The organism is Maritalea myrionectae DSM 19524 (assembly GCF_000423365.1).
In the GTDB taxonomy this organism is placed as follows: Bacteria; Pseudomonadota; Alphaproteobacteria; order Rhizobiales; family Devosiaceae; genus Maritalea; species Maritalea myrionectae.
Genome location: NZ_AUHV01000005.1, coordinates 302969 through 322711, shown reverse-complemented (window position 1 = coordinate 322711; position 19743 = coordinate 302969). Strand labels below are relative to the sequence as shown.

Below are 19743 nucleotides of genomic sequence, written 5' to 3'. Positions count from 1 at the left end.
ATGGCGGGCACAGCCTTAGACTGAACCCGCCATTTTTGCGTGAGAGGTGTTTATGAAGACTTCTTATCGTCTTCGTCGTCTTTGACCTCTTCAAAATCTGCGTCAACAACGTCATCTGCATTGTCGTCGCCAGCATCATCTTGGTCGCCATTTTCCTCATCTTGTGAGGCTTGGTACATGGCTTCGCCAAGTTTCATGGAGCTTTGAGCAAGCGCTGCGGTTTTCTCTTTGATCACCTCAGCATTGTCGCCTTCAAGCGCTGTTTTCAATTCAGCCAAAGCATCCTCGATGGCTGATTTGGTTTCGTCATCCAGCTTGTCGCCATGCTCAGACAAGGAGCTCTCGGTGGAGTGCACCAAGGCTTCCGCCTGGTTTTTCGCTTCCACAGATTCGCGTTTCTGCTTGTCTGCGTCCGCGTTGGCTTCAGCATCCTTGACCATTTTTTCGATCTCATCATCGGAAAGACCGCCAGAAGCTTGAATGCGGATTTGTTGCTCTTTGCCGGTGCCTTTGTCTTTGGCAGAAACATTCACAATGCCGTTGGCATCGATATCGAATGTCACCTCAACTTGTGGCACGCCGCGTGGTGCGGGTGGAATGCCCACCAAATCAAACTGGCCGAGCAATTTGTTGTCCGCAGCCATTTCGCGTTCACCTTGTGAAACCCGAATGGTCACCGCTGACTGATTGTCTTCCGCAGTTGAGAACACCTGACTTTTCTTGGTCGGAATGGTTGTGTTCCGGTCAATCAAGCGTGTGAACACGCCGCCCAATGTTTCAATGCCCAAAGACAATGGTGTCACGTCAAGCAACAACACGTCTTTCACGTCGCCTTGCAACACGCCAGCCTGAATGGCCGCGCCCATCGCAACAACTTCGTCAGGGTTCACACCCTTATGAGGCTCTTTGCCGAAGAATTCTTTCACAGTTTCCTGGATTTTCGGCATACGGGTCATCCCGCCAACCAAAACAACTTCGTCAATTTCGCCAGCTGTGATGCCCGCATCTTTCAATGCGGCTTTACAAGGCTCAACGGTGCGCTTCACCAATTCCGCCACAAGCTGTTCAAGCTTGGCACGGGTCAGTTTCAACTGAAGGTGCTTTGGACCAGATTGGTCGGCAGTGATAAACGGCAAGTTGACTTCAGTTTGTGTGGCTGAAGACAATTCGATTTTGGCTTTTTCAGCTGCTTCTTTCAAGCGCTGCAAGGCCAGCTTGTCGCCACGCAGATCAATGCCGTTTTCGCGTTTAAACTCATCGGCCAAATAATCGACCATGCGCATATCAAAGTCTTCACCACCCAAGAAGGTATCACCATTGGTGGATTTTACTTCAAAAACGCCATCGCCAATTTCAAGGATCGAGATATCGAAGGTACCGCCACCAAGGTCATAAACCGCGATGGTGCCCGCTTCTTTCTTGTCCAAGCCATAGGCAAGCGCTGCAGCTGTTGGCTCGTTGATGATCCGCAAAACTTCCAGACCAGCAATTTTACCGGCGTCTTTTGTCGCCTGGCGCTGGCTGTCGTTAAAATAGGCAGGCACAGTGATCACGGCTTGGGTCACTTCTTCACCCAAATAGCTCTCAGCTGTTTCCTTCATTTTTTGCAAGATCATGGCAGACACTTGCGATGGCGAATGCTTTTCGCCGCGGGCTTCCACCCACGCATCGCCATTGTCGGCTTTCACGATTTTGTATGGGACAAGCTTTTTGTCTTTTTCCACCATTGGGTCTTCGAACCGACGACCGATCAGGCGTTTGATGGCAAAAAGCGTGTCTTCAGGGTTGGTCACCGCCTGGCGTTTCGCCGGCTGACCAACAAGGCGCTCATCTTCTGTGAAACCCACCATTGAAGGGGTGGTGCGGGCGCCTTCCGCATTTTCAATTACTTTAGGCTCGGAACCATCCATCACGGCGATGCATGAGTTGGTGGTCCCAAGGTCAATCCCAATTACTTTACCCATTTATTCAACCTCTTTGTTGGCAGACCCGCGTCTGACCCCGTTTCCAGCAGTCTTAAACCGGCTTAATGCCGCTCGGGTCCCGTAAGATTTGGAATGCGCCGCCGCACATCCCTTGGTATTGATCGACATATAAGAAGGCCGTATGCCTGCTTCAAGCGTTTAACCGAGAAAAACTAAAAAATTCTCGCGCCTTTTTATCGATTCAATGACAGGTAATCCTGTCCCCGAATTATCAAACGGGGCTATATAACGACAATTGCATCGAAAAGCGATGGCAGGAGCGACAAAAATGAAGTTTTTTCCGGGCTATTTGTCCACTGAACAGCAAAAAGATTTGCTCGACCAATTGGTTAGCGCCATTGAAGCGGCGCCATTTTTTGTGCCCCGCATGCCCCGCACCGGCAAGGCTTTCTCTGTCCGCATGACGAATCTGGGGCCGTTGGGCTGGGTGGCCGACAAAGAAAACGGCTATCGTTATCAATCTACGCACCCTGAAACAGGGCAAAACTGGCCGCAAATGCCGCAAACACTGCTTGATATTTGGGCGGATTTGACCAAATGCTCCGCTAATCCCGAAGCCTGTTTGGTCAATTATTATGCCACCAGCGCCAAAATGGGGTTGCATCAGGATCGCGATGAGGAAACGTTCGAGGCGCCAGTGCTCTCAATTTCACTCGGAGATCGGGCGCGCTTTCGCGTTGGGGGCAAATCGCGCAAAGACAAAACCTCCAGCTTTGAGCTGTCCTCAGGTGATATTGTCATGCTCGATGGTGACACGCGGTTGGCCTATCACGGCATAGATCGGGTCATTCCCCAAAGCTCAATGCTTTTGGATACACATCCGACCGTTTTCCCCGACGGTGGCCGGGTCAATTTAACCCTCAGGCGGGTGACGCCGTTTTAGCAAATGGGGCTAAACCGCCTTCAGCTTTTCTGTTGGCGAAATGGTATCCTTCTCCCAATATTTTGAAAGCTCTGCTTCAGGGGCGGGGCGACCCAAATAGAAGCCCTGAAGTTGATCACATTTCAGCTTATTGAGCATTTCCACCTGCCGTTCGGTTTCCACGCCCTCTGCGGTAACGCGCATTTCCAACGAGTGACCCAAGGCAATGATGGTCGAGATGACCTGCATGGCCTTGGCATTGTCTTTTTCGTCGCCGCCAAGAAAAGACCTGTCGATCTTGATCTTGTCGAACGGGAATTGCCACAAATAACCAAGCGAAGAGTAACCGGTGCCGAAATCATCCATCGCGATAGACACGCCCAGCTCTTGCAGCGCGTTCAATTGGCGCAAATTACGCTGGGTGTTTTGCATCAGCAAGCTTTCCGTGATCTCCAACTCAAGTCGAGCTGCGGGCAGCTTTGATTCCTCCAGCGCAGCATGCACATGGTCCACAAGCGAACCGCTTTCAAACTGCGCGGCAGAAAGGTTTACAGCCAAGCGCATGTGGTCAGGCCACTTCATGGCGGCTTTTGTGCCTTTGTTCAAAATTTGAAAGCCCAACTCATCCATGATGCCCATTTCCTCGGCCACAGGGATGAATTTGTCTGGCGGAATGAAGTTGCCTTTCGCATCACGCAAGCGCATCAGGGCCTCAAAGCCACAGGCCTGGTACTTAAGCTGACAATAGAGCGGTTGGAAATAGAGCTCGAAATCGCTATTGTGCACCGCGCGGCGCAAAATGGCTTCTAATTCACGGCGTTCGGCAATTTCGTCTTCCATATGTTCGGCGAATATGGCGGCACAATTGCGCCCCTCTGTTTTCGCCGCATAAAGCGCAATGTCTGACTTTTTCATCAAATCGGTGACATTTTCAGCTTTGCTTGGAAAATAGGCGGCCCCAATGCTGGCCGTGGCGATCATATTGTGGCCCTTGACTTCATAGGGGTGTGACAAGGCGCGTTGAAGCGCCTCAACAAATTCATCCGCTTCGGCTTCGCTATCGAACCGACAAAATGCCGCAAATTCATCGCCACCAATGCGGGCGATGGAGTCAAAATGTTCGCACTCATATTTGAGTTGTCCGGCAAATTGCACCAGCAATTCATCGCCCACATCATGGCCATAGCCGTCATTGATTTCTTTGAAATTGTCCACGTCGATCGAAAGCAGGACAATAATGCCATCACCATCGCCAATTTCGGCGCAGGCCGTTTGCATTTTTTCTAAAAAGTTTGTGCGGTTGGCCAACCCGGTCATCGGATCATGCTTGGCCAAATAGTGGGCCCGCCTATCCGCGAGCTCGGCCTGTTTGCGACTGCGCATGTGGAAAATTGCGGGAATGCCGACAACCAACAAGGCCGTGGCGGCCAAGACCGCCGTAATTTGCCATACAGCTGCCTGATAAAGATCAAAGCGTTCGGTCTGGTCCACGCGCACGCGCAAGGAATAGGCCAGTTCCCCGTCTTTTAAAATTGGATGTGTCACCTCAGCAAAATGCAAAGGGTCGTTAAAGCCATTGCCCGTGGCCAATCGCACCATATGTTTGGCATGGTCGCCTTGAACCTTTGGCGATGAATGATCATGGGCATTGCCTGCTTCCGCACCCTGCGTGTGTTCAGCCGTCATGTCTGTCATTGGCGTTGTGCTTGCGGTGGCTACCGGGCTGGGGCCCGCATGTTCATGCGCGTGATAGGCTGCAGCATCGGCGCCTGTGGCGGGGTGGTAAGAGCCTGTTTTAAACAATCGGGTGCCGTCTGGAGCCAGAAACTCAAACGAATAAATGTTACCCACTGTGCTCAAGCGGCCCAAAATACGTTCCGTAAGCGAAAATGAAGGTTCACCTGTGAGCAGGGCGTCAAGATTATGGGTTTGGTCCGCCACACTTTGCGCCCATCCCATGCCGTCGGTCCGCGCATCCTGCCGCAACAACCGATCCATGATCGTCTGAGTCATGAATATGCTCGCTACAGCGATCGAAATCGTGAACAAGCTCGCAATAATGAATAGACTTTTACCCTTAGAATTCAATCTCATCAGGCACCCCTTAATCGTAGAGCAAGTAAAGTAAAGGACACCCCCCTCAATTTGAGTTAAAAACAAAACACCAGTTGTGCGAACTTATCTTTAGGGTGAACCATCGATTAACGAGGGGGTAAAATTTAAATGCAAATCGGCAAATGCCAGTGTGGTGCCGTAGAAATCCAGGCGCCGGACAAAATGAATAAAATCGGGGCATGTTATTGTGCCACCTGCCGCAAAATAAACGGTGGCGGACCGTTGCTTGGTCTGCATGGCAATAGCGAACTGAGGGCCAGCGGGCAGGAGCATATTGAGCGATATGCCTCATCGGATTGGGCCGAACGGGGATTTTGTAAAAAATGCGGCACAACGCTTTTTTATCACCTCACCGTCGGCAGCCAGGACTATATTTATTCCGCCGGGCTGTTTGAAAATGCGGACTTTGAAATCACCAGCGAGATATTCGTTGATGCTAAACCTGACTATATGGGCTTTTTAAGCGAAAACAGCGTCAAAAAGACCACGCAGCAGGTCTTTGATGAGGTCAATAAAAACGACGCTTAGGGTGAGCCCCTAAGCGCCGTCTGATCAGTCAAAAACGATTGAGTCGGGATTTAGACCGACTTATCCAAATTGTCGCCTTGGTCCGCGGCGGCTGGAGCGCTTTTCGGGCCACCCTTGGCCACGCCCACCATCGCTGGGCGCAACACGCGCTCACCGATCACATAGCCAGCCTGCACCACTTCGGTCACAGTGCCTTCAACCGCATCAGGGTTGGGCACTTCAAACATGGCTTGGTGGAAGTGCGGGTCAAATTTCTGGCCTTTAGGCTCAATCTTTGTAATGCCGTTCTTTTCAAGCAGGCGGATCATTTCCCGTTCGGTCATTTCCACGCCTTCAATCAAAGACTGGAATGTGCCTGTGGCCTCATCGCGCGTTTCTTGTGGCATGATCGTCAGCGCACGAGACAAATTGTCTGTCGCCGTCAGCATGTCACGGGCGAAATTGGCAATCGCATATTGGCGCGCATCTTTCACGTCGCGCTCAGCTCGCTTGCGCAAATTTTCCATTTCCGCAACCGCCCGCAATAAACGATCTTTCAGTTTGGCATTTTCGCTTTCCAAAGCTGAGATAGGGTCGGCCGCCTCAGGCGCGTCTGCTTCGCTTTGCGCTTCGTCGGCGCCATCCTGAACTTCAGTTTCGTCCACTTTTTTCTCGTCGTCGCTCATCATTTGGCTTCTAACTCTATATTGTGAAAATCGCTGTTGCCCCGCATATCGACCATCATGCGATCAATTTCAAGCTTTGTCTTGGGTTCAGCCCCGCTTATGGATCAATTTTGACACCACATGGGCCGTATAATCCACAGCAGGCACGATCCGGGCATAGTTGAGGCGCGTCGGACCGATCACGCCCACAACGCCCACCACCTTGTCATTATGGTCCGTAAATGGCGACAAGATGACGGAAGAACCGGACAAGGAGAAAAGCTTATTCTCCGATCCGATAAAAATCCGCACTCCATCGGCATCGCGCGTGTCGGACAACAGGTCGATAATGGCCTTCTTGCTTTCCAACTCGTCAAACAGTTGCCGCACCCGGTCCAATTCTTCATTGGCCATGGTGTCATTGATCAAATTGGCCCGCCCGCGCACGATCAAGGTTGGGCTGGCATCATTATTGTCTTTTGACAGGGTGGCCAGACCCGCTTCGACCAAACTATTGGTCAAATGGTCCAATTCTGATTGCTGGCGTTGTTGTGCCTTTTCCATTTGCTGCAAGGCTTCGCGCAGCGTGTGCCCTGCCACAAAGCTGGACAAATAGTTTGACGCCTGCGCCAGCTCGCTCATGGTCAAACCGGGCGGCGTGGAGAAAACGCGGTTCTCCACATGCCCATCTTCCCCCACCATCACGGCCATGGCGAGGTTCTTTTCCAGCTGCACAAATTCGATATGCTTGAGCACCACATCGGCCTTGGGCGCCATCACCAGCCCCGCCCCGCGGGACAGGCCGGAGAGTACCTGGCTGGCCTGGGTCAGCACATCTTCCACCTTTTCATGGTGGGCAACGCCTTCAAAATTTTGCGTGATGGCGCGGCGCTCTTCTTCATTCACCGCGCCCACTTCCAGCATGGCATCGACAAAAAAGCGCAAGCCCGATTGCGTCGGCGCCCGCCCGGCTGACGTGTGTGGCGCAGCAATCAGGCCGAGATCTTCCAGATCCGCCATCACATTGCGCACCGAAGCGGGAGACAAGGAAATATCAAGGGCTTGCGACAATTGTCGCGACCCAACCGGCTCACCAGTTTCCAAATAGCGTTCAACCAGCCGCCGGAAAATGCCCTGCGAACGTGCGTTCAGCACAGATAGAAAATCTTGGTTGTTGGTCATCGATATCCCAAAGTTGCTCATCACTTAATTTATCATTGTGCACTCTATTTAAGCGCACTTGCTCTCAACGCCAAGCCCCCCTGCCACCGCACTGTTTGTTTGTCGCTATCCACAAACTGAAATCGATGTGTAAAATTACGATAAAATTACAGTAATCTTTGTGGAATCTGTTGGAAAGATTTAGCTTTTTCACCATTTGGTGGACGATGGGGGCCATTGGGGATTAACCTTCCCTTTACCTTGAGCCATGAAGCCGCTAAGAGGCTGGATCAAACGCCGCGAGCACAAGGAAAAAACATGCGACCCTCAAAACGCGTCCCCGATCAACTGCGCACTGTCAAAATTGAACGCAATGTCTCAAATCATGCCGAAGGCTCGTGCATGATCAGTTTTGGCAACACACGGGTTTTGTGCACGGCCAGCGTTGAAACAAATCTGCCGCCGTGGCGGCGCGGCCAGGGCGTGGGCTGGGTCACAGCCGAATATGGCATGTTGCCGCGTTCAACAGGTCAGCGCATGCGCCGCGAGGCCACAGCGGGCAAACAATCTGGTCGCACGCAAGAAATTCAACGGCTTATCGGGCGTTCGCTCCGCGCCGTTGTCGATATGCAAGCGCTCGGCGAAAACCAAATCACTGTCGACTGCGATGTCATCGAAGCCGATGGTGGCACCCGCACCGCTGCCATCACCGGCGCGTTCATTGCCATGAGCGACGCCGTGGCGTGGATGAAGGAACGCGAAATCGTTGGCGACAATGTGATCCGCGATCATCTGGCCGCCGTGTCATGTGGGGTTTATCAAGGCACACCTGTGCTTGATCTGGATTACGACGAAGACAGCGCCGCGGAAACCGACGCCAATTTTGTCATGACGGGTGCAGGCAAATTTGTTGAAATTCAAGGCACGGCCGAAGAAGAACCCTTCAGCGCGGATGAGCTGCAAAGCCTGATTGGCTTAGCGCAAAAAGGCATCAGCGAGTTGGTTGAAATGCAAAAGCGGGTGTTAAACGGAGAAACGATCTAGATGGCACTAACGTTAGAGCGCGGACAAAAATTGGTGGTGGCCAGCCACAATGAAGGCAAGGTACGCGAACTGCGCACCTTGTTGTCGTCATTTGGTTTGGAGCTTGTCTCGGCGGCAGAATTGGATCTGCCTGAGCCAGAAGAAACCGGCACTACTTATGAAGAAAACGCCAAACTCAAGGCCCTGGCCGCCGCAAAGGGCGCAAAGCTTTGGGCGCTGGCCGACGATTCGGGCTTAAGCGTGGATGCGCTGGAGGGCGCACCGGGCATTTATTCAGCCCGCTGGGGCGGCCCCGAACGCGATTTTGGCAATGCCATGGTGAAGGTGCATACCGAGCTGATGCAAAAGGGGGCCATGGGCCCAGGCCAGCGCACCGCAGCCTTTGTGGCCGTGTTGTGCTTGGCCACGCCTGAGGGGGAAACGGCCTGTTTTGAAGGTCGCGTGTCTGGCAGCTTGGTCTGGCCGCCACGGGGTAACAAAGGCTTTGGCTATGATCCCATGTTTTTGCCCGAGGGCCACAACCGCACCTTCGGTGAAATGACCGAAGATGAAAAGCACGCATGGGCACCGGATAAAATTGGCCTGTCCCACCGTTCGCGCGCGTTCTCCAAATTTGTAGAGGCCTGCTGCATTGGCTGATTTCGCCACAGATCCAGAATTGTTTGGCGTTTATGTCCATTGGCCGTTTTGCGCGTCCAAGTGCCCGTATTGCGACTTCAATTCGCATGTGCACCATGGCCCGTTTGATGAAACGGTCTATGTGGACCGCTACATCAAAGAGATCGAACATCAGGCGCAGTTGGTGCCCGACCAGCAAGTGAGCTCAATCTTTTTTGGCGGCGGCACCCCGTCCTTGATGGACCCGCGCAGCGTCGAAAAAATCATCTCTGCCATCAATCAAAACTGGCGGTTGACCAACCAGGTGGAAATCACGCTCGAGGCCAATCCCACCAGCGTTGAGCAGGAAAAATTTCAAAACTATCGTTTGGCTGGGGTGAACCGGGTGTCACTTGGGGTGCAGTCCTTGCGTGCCGAACCGTTGGCAGCCCTGGGGCGTCTTCATTCGGTTGACGAAGCCAAAAAAGCGCTGGATTTAGCGCGCACCACATTTGACCGTTTTTCCTACGATCTGATCTATGCCCGGCCGCATCAAACACTGAAAGAGTGGGAAGAAGAGCTGCTGGAAGCCCTTTCCATCGCGGATCGACATATCTCGCTTTATCAGCTCACCATTGAAGAAGGCACACGATATTTCGACCTGTTCCAAGCGGGCAAACTGCAAATGCCGGATGGCGATCTGGGCGCACATTTTTATGAGCTGACGCAAGAAATTTGCGAAGATCACGGGCTGCCCGCCTATGAAATTTCCAACCATGCCCAGCCCGGCGAAGAAAGCCGTCATAATCTAATCTATTGGCACTATGGCCAATATGCGGGCATCGGCCCCGGCGCCCATGGGCGGTTGGTGGTGAGCGGCAAACGCGTCGCGACCTCAACCGAACGCATGCCCTTTAAATGGGCCGAGCGGGTGGATGAAAAAGGCGTAGGCTTTGTGGAATATGATGCATTGTCGCGCACCGAGCAGGGCGACGAATATTTGCTGATGGGCCTGCGGCTCAAAACCGGCATTGACCCCAAGCGCCATGAAAGACTAACCGGTAAACCGTTGAAGTCTGAGCAAATCGAGCATTTGATGGGCATCGGCTTTATCGAATATCTCGACAATGGCAATTTGCGAGTGACCGACAAAGGCTTCCCCGTGCTGGACGCGGTGGTCGCTGATCTCGCGGCTTAATCTGGCCATTTTTACGCGCCGCCGTCGTTCGCTGCGCTCACTACCCCGGCACCCCCGCCGATTGGTACCCCACACAAATTTTGAGCAAGTGAGGGAAAAGAGTGGACGAGCGCAGCGAGGACCTCGAAACCTTCAGGTTTCGCGCCGTCGCAGGCCGATGCGCAGCGTCGAATAGCCGTGAGACAGAACAAACAAACGTACATAAGCACTGAAAGCTTGCCTTCTCCGGTGCGGGCCCTCTGAGATCGCACATGCGACGCTCTTTAAACCGGAGTGCGCTTGAATGCATTCAGCTCGTTGGGTGAACGGATATGAATGATCCGGCTGGTTTGTGCGTGTTTCTGGAGTTCGTTCAGCAGTCGGGGCCGAGATTTTTGATGCACGTGCCACATCATTTTATAAAGCTTGAACGTTACTGGCAGCATCGGACAGCGTTCGGGGCCGTCTGGGCGGCCGACAAACACGGATTTGATCTGCCGCTTGGTGGCCCACCAATAATGCCGCCATAGGGGGAAATCGACAAAAATGATTGTATCTGACGCGTTCAACCGCTCGACTACGCTTTCCCACGGGCCATAGCCATCAATCAACCAGCGGGATTGTGCCAAGGTTGCGTGGTGGGCCGCGGAAAACTGATCTGGTGGTGTGGGCACCCAGCCGGGCTGCCATTGTAAATGGTCTATCGAAATATTCGGCAAGTCGTGTTTGGCACAGATGGCAGCACTCAGCCTAGACTTGCCACCACCTGCATTTCCAATCACGCTGACTCGGGTCAAATGCCGCTACCGTGTCGTCACAACAGCCGTTGCGCTAGGTATTTTGGCCTCGTCCACCACGCGGCTGCCCCCCAATTCCACCTGCTTCATCACCAAAGCATGTGCGTTGGTGCCATTGTCCTCAAAGCGGAACACCCCGTCCTGTCCGGAAAAGCCGCTGGCGCGGGTCAGTTGCTGGCGATTATAGGGCGGTGTTGAGGTGGCTAGGCTTGAAGAATTGGCCAACAAAACAGACGTGTAGGCAAAGGTAACCATGGGGTGCGGTGTTGTGCCATAAATGGCTTCATATTCAGGCTTGAGCTTGTCATAGCCTGCGCCATCCACAGCCGGGAAGAACGCGCCCGCCAAAAAGGGTGTTTGGCTAATGCGTTCGTCGCCATCCCAGTCGGCAGACCCCAAAATGGTGATGCTGCTTTTGTCGATCTGTGCAGATTCGAGCAAGACCGCGATGGAAGGGGCCGTGGCCCGATCTGGAATAAACAGCGTATCAATTTGCCCGGAGATCAGGAACGGCACCACTTGTTCCACAGCGGTGCGGGCTTCTGTTTCGTCAGAGAATTGATAAATGCCTTGAATGCTGGCCCCCGATTGGGAGGCCGCAACCCGGAATGCGCCTTCCTGAATTTGGCCAAAGGCGGTGCGCGGCACAATTGCAGCAAAGCTCTGGCGACCAAATTTTTGCGCATATTGAATGGAACGTTTCACTTCGGTCTCCGGCAAAACATTCAGCAAATAGACGCCGGAAGCGGCTGCGCCAGAATTGTTGGAATAGCCAATCAATGGCACACCCGATGAACGGGCAACTGCGCCCGCGGCGCGCACCCCATCAGACCGGAGCGGTCCCAAAATCAAGCTTGCGCCTTCAGTGATAGCTTCCGCTGCAGCAGAGCGAGCGGTGGTTGCATTTCCCTGTGTATCCTTGATGACGATTTGGACATTGCGCGGGAACCCGGCCGAGCTATTGATCTTATCAATCGCCATCTTTGCGCCATTGCGCATGGAGGTGCCCACACTGGCCAAGCCTTCATTGCCGCTGAGGGGCAAAAGCAGCGCAACGCGGACATTGCCTTCGCCAATCACTTCGCCCAGAGCGGGGGGCAAATTGCTTTGGCTGCTCAAATCAGGGCGGTCTACACCACGATCAAGCCCGGACGAGGGGCCAAAATTAAAATCAGGCGTGCAGCCCAGCAACGCGATCCCGGCGCCAATACTGGCCAGCCATCTGAGACCGCGAGAAATTGAATTTTTGTGTGTGATATTGCTGGCTGTAGCGTGAATAAATGCCATGCCCAAACTCCTATTTGATTTGTGCGCGTTATCTGCCGTTTGGCACAAATCTTTTTGCATCATCATTGCCATGCATTCCGCCAAATTGGCCAAATCACGATGCTTGTCCCCGATGCGCGATACACTATAGTGTGAGCGCTTAACAGCTGAAATCAACATATATTTAGGAATTGAGCAAATTGTATGGCGCAATTATCCCCGGATCGACGCTATTTTATCGGCGAACATGGCTTGAATGCGCCCAAAGCCCCACCTGGCCTCTATATTGTGGCCACACCCATCGGCAACTTAAAGGATATGACCCTGCGAGGGCTGGAGATTTTGGCAGGCGTTGATTTGATTCTGTGCGAGGATACGCGCACTTCCGCCAAGCTTTTATCCGCCTATGGCATCAAAACACCCCGCAAAGCACTGCATGAGCATAATGAAAGCCAAATGGCTCAACATGTTGTGCAGCAGGTGCAAAACGGCCAGGCCATTGCCTTGATTTCAGATGCGGGCACGCCGCTTCTGTCGGACCCTGGTTTCCCACTGGTGCGGGAAGCTGCGAAATCTGACATTGATATTATCGCCTTGCCCGGCGCTTCAGCACTACTGGCCGGGCTCGCCGTCGCCGGATTGCCCACCGACCAGTTTTCATTTTTAGGCTTTTTGCCGCCAAAGCAAATGGCACGTGAGGAACGTTTGTCCGACCTTTTAGGCCGCACCGAAACCCTGATTTTTTATGAATCGCCCAAGCGTGTCGCCGCATGTTTGGCGGCGATGGCCAAAATATTTGGCGCAGATCGACAGGCCGTTGTGGCGCGGGAAATCACCAAAAAATTTGAGACCCTATATCGCGGCAATTTGGCGGATTTGGCCAGCGATTTTGACGGCCAGAGCGTAAAGGGCGAATTGGTGATTTTGGTGCAGGGCGCCAGCGCAGAAGCCGTTCCCGATCAGGATGAATGGCAAGCCGTGTTGGCTGAACGGCTCAAAGAACTGCCGCTGCGCACCGCTGTTGATGAGGTGGCCCAAGGTTTCGGGCTGAAGCGCAAGCAAGTCTATCAAGCGGCGCTGGAGATGAAAAAATGATCCACCGCCGCCAACAAGCCGAGCGCTTTGGGCGTAAAAGTGAAGGGGTGGCGGAACTGTTTTTACGTCTGAAAGGCTGTCGCATTTTGGCGCGACGGGTAAAAACGCCGGTTGGCGAGCTGGATCTGGTGGCGCAGCGGGGCCAGTCATTGGTTTTTGTCGAGGTCAAAGCCCGCCGCGGCGTGGGCGCGCTGGAGATGGCGTTGGCCCAAATCAAGCCGCACCGTCACCGCCGCGCGGCACAATATTGGTTGGCCAGAAATCAGCAATATGCTAGCCATCAAAAACAATTCGATGTGATCGGTCTTGCGCCATGGCGCTGGCCCATCCATATCCAAAATGCCTTTCAGGCTGAAGATATTTACGAAGGATGACACCGGCGCTATGACCGACAAAAAACTGAAAATTGCTGTGCAAATGGACCCGATTGCCGACATTGACCCGAGAGGCGATTCCAGCTTTGCCATGATGTTGGAAGCGCAGCAGCGCGGCCACGAGGTTCACTATTACACCCCAGCCACACTCAGCCTTGAGAATGGCGTGGTGAAAGCAGAAGTTGCGTCAGTCAAACTGTTCGATGATGTGGATCATTGGTTTGAGATGGGCGAGGCGAGCTTGATCGATCTCAGCCAGTTCGATGTGATCTTGCTGCGGCAGGACCCGCCTTTTGACATGCATTATATCACCACCACCCACATGCTTGAGCGGTTGCATCCCAAAACCCTGGTGGTGAACCAGCCTGATCATGTACGCAACGCGCCGGAAAAAATTCTCGTCACCGAGTTTCCAGAACTTATGCCGCCGACCCTGGTGACCCGCGATCGGGCGCAAATTGTTGATTTTCGCAAGCGTCATGGCGACATCATCGTCAAACCATTGTTCGGCAATGGCGGCGCGGGCGTTTTTATGCTGCGTCAGGATGATCACAATCTGGTCTCGCTGTTGGAGATTTTTGAATCCAGCTTCCGCGAACCCTTTATGATCCAGCAATATTTGCCGGATGTACGCAAGGGCGACAAACGCATTATCATCATTGATGGCGAGCCTGTGGCCGGCCTGAACCGCATCCCCGCGGAAGGTGAAAGCCGCTCCAACATGCATGTGGGCGGGCGGCCAGAGCTGAGCGAATTGACGGACCGGGAACGCGAGATTTGCGCCAAAATTGCCCCGGCTTTGAAAGAGCGCGATTTTATCTTTGTTGGCATCGATGTGATCGGCGATTATATCACCGAAATCAATGTGACCTCGCCCACCGGTATTCGCGAAATCAAACGCTTTGGCGGACCGGACATTGCCGCGCTGATTTGGGATGCGATTGAAAAACGCCGCTAGGCGTGCCAGACTTCATTTGTTTGGGGGCATCAAAGGGCTGATCGCGCATGCCAATTGAGACATTTCTGGTGTCATTCACGACCTATTTCGCCACCATCGGGCCGGCGGACATTGTGGTGCTGTTCGCCGCACTGACCGCAGGGGCCACGGCGGCGGAACGCCGTGCCATGGTGTTTAAAGGCGTGGTGATCGGTGGCGCCGTTTTGTTGTTCTTCGTGTTTTTCGGCGAACCGCTATTGTCTATTTTTGGCATTAGCTTGCCTGCTTTGCGCACCGCAGGCGGCATCTTATTGCTGCTGATCTCCATCGATATGGTCTTTGCCCGCTCATCCGGCGGCACCTCCACCACAGATGAAGAAAACGCCGAAGCGGCATCTTCTTCCGACATTTCAGTCTTTCCCTTGGCAACACCACTGATCGCCGGGCCGGGGGCGATTGGCGCAACGATCCTTTTGATGGCCGATGCCAGCGGCGATCCGTCCCGGCAAGTAGCAGTAGTTGCAGGCTTGCTGCTGATTTTGATGCTCACCTATTTATTTTTGCTGGGCGCCACGCAATTGCAACGCATACTGGGCTTCACCGTGCTGCATGTGATCTCGCGCATTGTTGGCGTGCTGTTGGCCGCCTTGTCTGTCCAGTTCATTTTTGATGGCTTGATGACCAGCGGCCTGCTGGGGCGCATGAGTCTGTAAATTTCTCTCTCGTCAGCTTTGCGAATCTGAGGTAGCCTCGTCAAAAATTGAGGAGGCCAAAATGGATGTGAGAGCTGCAATCGCGACCAAAGCGGGCGCGCCATTGGAAGTAACAACTGTACAATTGGAAGGGCCACGCGATGGCGAGGTACTGGTGGAAATCAAAGCCACCGGCATTTGCCACACAGATGAGTTCACCCTGTCGGGCGCCGACCCGGAGGGCATTTTCCCCGCCATTTTGGGCCATGAAGGTGCGGGCGTTGTGGTGGAAGTGGGCAAAGGCGTCACGTCGCTGAAGCCCGGCGATCATGTGATTCCGCTCTATACGCCGGAATGTCGCGAATGCGAATATTGCCTCAATCCCAAAACCAATTTGTGCCAAAAAATTCGCTCCACCCAAGGAGCGGGCCTGATGCCCGATGGCAGCTCGCGCTTTTCCATCAATGGCGAAAAAATCTTCCACTATATGGGCACCTCAACCTTTGCCAATTACACCGTGGTACCGGAAATCGCCTTGGCGAAAATCAACCCGGACGCGCCTTTTGATAAGGTCTGTTATATCGGCTGTGGCGTGACAACAGGCATTGGCGCGGTGATCAATACCGCCAAGGTGGAACCCGGCGCAAACGCCGTGGTGTTTGGCCTGGGCGGCATCGGCCTCAATGTGATCCAAGGGCTTCGGTTGGCCGGGGCCAACATGATTATTGGTGTCGACACCAACCCCGCCAAAAAAGAATGGGGCGAGCGCTTTGGCATGACCCATTTTGTCAATCCAAATGAGGTGGAAGGCGATATGGTGCCGTACCTTGTGGATTTGACGGGCGGCGGCGCGGATTACACTTTTGAGTGTATCGGCAATGTCAATTTGATGCGACAGGCGCTGGAATCAGCCCACAAAGGCTGGGGCGAAAGCATCATTATCGGCGTGGCCCCTGCAGGTGCTGAAATTTCAACGCGTCCGTTCCAATTGGTGACCGGCCGCACCTGGAAAGGCACCGCGTTCGGCGGCGCCCGCGGCCGCACCGATGTGCCAAAAATTGTAGATTGGTACATGCAGGGCAAAATTGAAATTGACCCGATGATTACCCACACGCTGAGCCTTGATGAAATCAATAAAGGCTTTGACTTGATGCATAGCGGCGAGAGCATCCGTTCTGTGGTGGTGTATTAAAGGTAGTTTGTGCCAAACAGCGCATTACGATGTAGGGAGACCCTCAACTTGTCATTCCCGCGCAGGCGGGAATCCAGATTGGACTGTCGTTGTGGCACAATGATAATGGCGGTGCGCCTTGGCATACGCACGACTGGATCCCCGTTTTCACAGGGATGACGTTTGTGACGTGGGCATATGTAAGAGCGAACGCGCATCCATTGGGATGAACAGAAAAGAACTTATCAATATGACACTAGAAACCATCTCTGAAGCCAAAGCTTTTGACGGCATCCAAGGCGTTTATCGCCATCAGGCCATCTCCACCAATTGCGCGATGACTTTTGCCGTTTTTCTGCCACCGCAGGCGAAAACCCAGAAGTGCCCCGCCCTGTTTTATCTATCAGGTCTCACCTGCACTCATCAAAATGTGTTGGATAAGGGCGAATATCGACGCATGGCCGCGGAATTGGGGATGATCATTGTGTGCCCAGACACATCACCACGCGGCGATGAGGTGGCGGATGACCCCGATGATTGGCAATTGGGCAAGGGCGCGGGCTTTTATCTCGACGCGACACAAGCGCCATGGGCCGCCCATTATCAAATGCAAACCTATGTGCGCGACGAGCTTTATGATCTGGTGCTGGCCAATTTCCCCATTGATCCAGCGCGTATCGGCGTTTTTGGGCACTCCATGGGTGGCCATGGGGCGTTGACCTTGGCACTGAAAAATCCGCAAAAATTTAAAAGCTGTTCGGCCTTTGCACCGATTGTGAACCCGTCAAGCTGCGACTGGTCCATAAAAGGACTTTCCGCCTATTTGGGAGACGATAAAGACGCCTGGCGCGCATATGATGCGGTGCATTTGATTGAAGATGGCGCCCGTTATGATGCGTTGTTGGTGGATCAAGGTGAAGCCGACGGGTTTTTAGACGACGGGCTAAAGCCCTGGCTGCTGCGCGAAGCCTGCGAGAAAGCAGGCATTGGCCTGACTTTGAATATGCGCGAGGGCTACGACCACTCTTACTATTTTATCTCCAGCTTTATGGATGATCATTTGCGCTGGCACGCGGCGCGGCTGGGGTAAGTTACAAAAGTGTGCAGGGCGGACACTATCATCAGTCTGGCAAATTGGGGTATCGAATAGGGTCCTCCCCATCCGGGCCAATTCGCCCGCCTTTTCTCGACTTATCGCTGGGCCAGGACGCCATGGGTTGGTCGATTAAACGACTCCCATTTGCCTGTTTGCGGCCAAAGATAAGCACATCTCTGGCATCCTATTCGTCAATATCACGTTATCCCCATTTTAGCCCATCAACGGTGCTTCGAAAACCTGATGTTTAAGGGAGTATATCAACTTGGCCATAAAGGCCTCCTTTCAACTTCCCAGAGGATCAGAACAATATAGGAACGAACGACTTTCGATTCAATGGTTAGTTAAATAATATCCTCAGTTAAATGTAAAACGTGCTTGCCGGCATATTTGCAAATTCTGGATCTACGATAGCATGGAGACAGTTTGGAGTGGAGACGACTCGGGAGTATCAAATGCGTACCGTTGTGATACCCGATGCCCAATCAATCTAAAATGGGAACAATCTTTTTGACGCTGCGTTTATCAAGCGATGACTCTGACTTTTAACAGTGTTATTGTCCCGCCGGGAGTGGCAAATCGGCCTTGTTGTGAGGCAAAAAGGTGTTTTGGAATTATGCGTAAAATTAGTGGTTCAGCGATTTTGATCGCAGCCTTTGCTGTGCTGCCAAGTCTAGTGAGCGTAGCCACCGCGCAGTCACAAAATTATTCGGAATATAATACTGTCGTTCCTGATTTCGACGAATCGGTATTCATATTCGGGGGGCGCTATCACAAAGGCTACTTCGGTCATTCCTTTACCCCAAATCCTATTCCTGAAAACAACTATGGTATCGCAGTTGGGTACCAAAGATTTTTCAAAACTGATCCCACTGGCTGGAACTGGGGCTTAGAGACAGGTGTGGCTGGCCGCTTTGGCGAGGACCCTGCAACAGCAGAGCTCTGGGCCGGGGGCGTTGGTCGCTATAATGGATGGGTGCTTGGTGATTCTATTCGTGTGTCGCCTTCACTTACCTTGGGCCTGAGCGTGGTGACCGACACATTTGGCATCGCCAAAGAGCGAGAAGAAGCACAAGACAAGTCTGCCAAGCTGCTGTTTTATGTCGGACCGGAAATCAGCTTTTCCCATGTAGACAACCCAGAATATGAAGTGTTCTGGCGCGCACAGCATCGCTCTGGCGCTTGGGGCACCACAGGATTGGCCCCCGTGGATGGCGCAAATGCCGCCATGGTTGGCTTTCGGTACAAATTCTAAACTCGCCGGTTGGGCATGGTTTCGTCCAGCTTGGCGAAGAGCCATTCTTCAAAACGTTTCACCTTTGGCCAGTTTTCACGCCCTTTGGGGTAGCATAGCCAGAGGGCCTTCTCCTCCCGGTGCACATAATCAAAGGGCTGCACCAGGGTGCCGTTGGACAATTCGGTATAAAACAAAGCAGGCGTGAGCAGCGCCAGCGCATGGCCGGCATAGGCGGCAATGCCGTTAATATACTGCACATCCAAAACCGGCCCCCGCGGCCTGGGCAATTCCCGCACATCGATGCCTTGCGCTTCGAACCATGTGGCCCACCAGGGGTCATGCGGGCTGGCCATGGATAAGCCCAAAATATCCTTAGGTGTAGAGATGGGGTTTTCCTCCAGAAAACCAGGTGCCGCCATCACTGTATAATCAAAATGAAATAGCTTTTTCGAGACCAATCCCGGCCAATCTCCATGTCCGGAACGGATCGCCATATCCATCCCTGAGCCCTGAAAATCATGAATCAGATGGCTCGAAATATCGATCTTCACTGCCACATCACCATTATAGATGTGGAAGCCACCCAAATGCCGCGCCAGCCACGCGCTGGCAAAGGTTTGCACCATGGTAATGGTTAACAAATCATCACGCTGGCCCTTTGCTTCGGCAAAGCCGCGCCGGATAATTTCAAATGCTTCCATCACTGATGGCGCAAGCCGTGCGCCCGCCTCGCTCAGTGTGACCTGCCGCGCACTGCGGATAAATAAGCGCTCGCCAAACCGATCTTCCAACAGTTTGATCTGATAGCTGATCGCGGCCTGACTCATGTTCAGCTCTTCAGCCGCCTTGGTGAAGCTGTTGTGTCGCGCGGCGGCATCGAATGCGCGCAGCGCGGTGAGCGGAGGCAGGGGATCCAGCGCCATACATAAAATCTCCTTATGCCAGAGGCCATAGCTTTTGTTGGT

19 protein-coding genes are annotated in these 19743 nt (G+C 53.2%); 12 read left to right on the top strand and 7 right to left on the bottom strand.

Going from position 1 to position 19743, the window contains the following annotated elements; all coding sequences use genetic code 11:
* Window positions 1–50: 50 nt before the first annotated feature.
* A complete protein-coding gene (gene dnaK, locus G549_RS0115495; RefSeq protein WP_027835786.1) occupies window positions 51–1964 on the bottom strand; it encodes a molecular chaperone DnaK in 1914 nt (637 codons plus the stop codon).
* A 289-nt stretch (window positions 1965–2253) separates the two neighbouring features.
* Between dnaK and G549_RS0115490 the strand changes: the two genes are divergently transcribed.
* Window positions 2254–2868, top strand: coding sequence for an alpha-ketoglutarate-dependent dioxygenase AlkB family protein (locus G549_RS0115490; RefSeq protein WP_027835785.1), 615 nt, complete (start codon window positions 2254–2256; stop codon window positions 2866–2868).
* A gap of 9 nt (window positions 2869–2877) precedes the next feature.
* On the opposite strand, the gene G549_RS21540 is transcribed toward G549_RS0115490, so the two are convergent.
* Window positions 2878–4860, bottom strand: a complete 1983-nt coding sequence (locus G549_RS21540) for a putative bifunctional diguanylate cyclase/phosphodiesterase (protein WP_169449667.1) — start codon at window positions 4858–4860, stop codon at window positions 2878–2880.
* A 210-nt stretch (window positions 4861–5070) separates the two neighbouring features.
* On the opposite strand from G549_RS21540, the gene G549_RS0115480 reads away from it, so the two are divergent.
* Window positions 5071–5490: a GFA family protein gene (locus G549_RS0115480; RefSeq protein WP_027835784.1), complete on the top strand. Its 420-nt coding sequence runs from the start codon at window positions 5071–5073 to the stop codon at window positions 5488–5490.
* Window positions 5491–5540: 50 nt separating this feature from the next.
* On the opposite strand, the gene grpE is transcribed toward G549_RS0115480, so the two are convergent.
* Window positions 5541–6158 carry a nucleotide exchange factor GrpE gene (gene grpE / locus G549_RS0115475; RefSeq protein WP_027835783.1) on the bottom strand — a complete coding sequence of 206 codons (618 nt, stop codon included), beginning with the start codon at window positions 6156–6158 and terminating at the stop codon, window positions 5541–5543.
* 84 nt (window positions 6159–6242) lie between these two features.
* Window positions 6243–7316 carry a heat-inducible transcriptional repressor HrcA gene (gene hrcA / locus G549_RS0115470; RefSeq protein WP_036223064.1) on the bottom strand — a complete coding sequence of 358 codons (1074 nt, stop codon included), beginning with the start codon at window positions 7314–7316 and terminating at the stop codon, window positions 6243–6245.
* A gap of 297 nt (window positions 7317–7613) precedes the next feature.
* Here hrcA and rph point away from each other — a divergent pair, with 297 nt between their 5' ends.
* The 3 genes from rph to hemW are packed head-to-tail and all read left to right on the top strand — an operon-like array spanning window position 7614 to window position 10134.
* Window positions 7614–8339, top strand: a complete 726-nt coding sequence (rph, locus tag G549_RS0115465; RefSeq protein ID WP_027835781.1) for a ribonuclease PH — start codon at window positions 7614–7616, stop codon at window positions 8337–8339.
* Window positions 8340–8978 carry an RdgB/HAM1 family non-canonical purine NTP pyrophosphatase gene (gene rdgB / locus G549_RS0115460; RefSeq protein ID WP_027835780.1) on the top strand — a complete coding sequence of 213 codons (639 nt, stop codon included), beginning with the start codon at window positions 8340–8342 and terminating at the stop codon, window positions 8976–8978.
* Window positions 8971–10134, top strand: a complete 1164-nt coding sequence (hemW, locus tag G549_RS0115455) for a radical SAM family heme chaperone HemW (RefSeq protein WP_027835779.1) — start codon at window positions 8971–8973, stop codon at window positions 10132–10134. Before rdgB ends, hemW begins: the two co-directional genes overlap by 8 nt.
* A 263-nt stretch (window positions 10135–10397) precedes the next feature.
* Here hemW and G549_RS0115450 read toward each other — a convergent pair whose 3' ends face one another.
* Both G549_RS0115450 and G549_RS20635 read right to left on the bottom strand, forming a co-directional pair.
* Window positions 10398–10895 (bottom strand): P-loop NTPase family protein, encoded by a 498-nt coding sequence (locus tag G549_RS0115450; protein ID WP_246778388.1) that lies wholly within the window; start codon window positions 10893–10895, stop codon window positions 10398–10400.
* A 21-nt stretch (window positions 10896–10916) separates the two neighbouring features.
* Window positions 10917–12197, bottom strand: a complete 1281-nt coding sequence (locus tag G549_RS20635) for a penicillin-binding protein activator (RefSeq protein ID WP_169449665.1) — start codon at window positions 12195–12197, stop codon at window positions 10917–10919.
* Window positions 12198–12380: 183 nt separating this feature from the next.
* Between G549_RS20635 and rsmI the strand changes: the two genes are divergently transcribed.
* The 7 genes from rsmI (at window position 12381) to G549_RS20630 (ending at window position 18796) form a co-directional block, all read left to right on the top strand.
* Complete coding sequence (gene rsmI, locus G549_RS0115440; RefSeq protein ID WP_027835777.1) at window positions 12381–13271, top strand: 16S rRNA (cytidine(1402)-2'-O)-methyltransferase; 891 nt, start codon at window positions 12381–12383, stop codon at window positions 13269–13271.
* Window positions 13268–13645 (top strand): YraN family protein, encoded by a 378-nt coding sequence (locus G549_RS0115435; protein WP_027835776.1) that lies wholly within the window; start codon window positions 13268–13270, stop codon window positions 13643–13645. The genes rsmI and G549_RS0115435 overlap by 4 nt, the downstream gene beginning before the upstream one ends.
* 10 nt (window positions 13646–13655) lie before the next feature.
* Window positions 13656–14603: a glutathione synthase gene (gene gshB / locus G549_RS0115430; protein WP_027835775.1), complete on the top strand. Its 948-nt coding sequence runs from the start codon at window positions 13656–13658 to the stop codon at window positions 14601–14603.
* A gap of 47 nt (window positions 14604–14650) precedes the next feature.
* The gene (locus G549_RS0115425) at window positions 14651–15295 is read left to right on the top strand and encodes a MarC family protein (RefSeq protein WP_036223062.1); all 645 of its coding nucleotides are present in this window, start codon (window positions 14651–14653) and stop codon (window positions 15293–15295) included.
* Window positions 15296–15356: 61 nt separating this feature from the next.
* Window positions 15357–16466 (top strand): S-(hydroxymethyl)glutathione dehydrogenase/class III alcohol dehydrogenase, encoded by a 1110-nt coding sequence (locus G549_RS0115420; protein WP_027835773.1) that lies wholly within the window; start codon window positions 15357–15359, stop codon window positions 16464–16466.
* Window positions 16467–16695: 229 nt separating this feature from the next.
* Entirely contained in the window at window positions 16696–17535 is an 840-nt protein-coding gene (gene fghA / locus G549_RS0115415; protein ID WP_036223245.1) for an S-formylglutathione hydrolase, read from the top strand.
* 622 nt (window positions 17536–18157) lie between these two features.
* Window positions 18158–18796: a hypothetical protein gene (locus G549_RS20630; protein ID WP_051213943.1), complete on the top strand. Its 639-nt coding sequence runs from the start codon at window positions 18158–18160 to the stop codon at window positions 18794–18796.
* On the opposite strand, the gene G549_RS0115405 is transcribed toward G549_RS20630, so the two are convergent.
* Complete coding sequence (locus G549_RS0115405) at window positions 18793–19701, bottom strand: LysR family transcriptional regulator (RefSeq protein WP_027835771.1); 909 nt, start codon at window positions 19699–19701, stop codon at window positions 18793–18795. The two genes, G549_RS20630 and G549_RS0115405, sit on opposite strands and share 4 nt — an antisense overlap.
* Window positions 19702–19743: the final 42 nt, after the last annotated feature.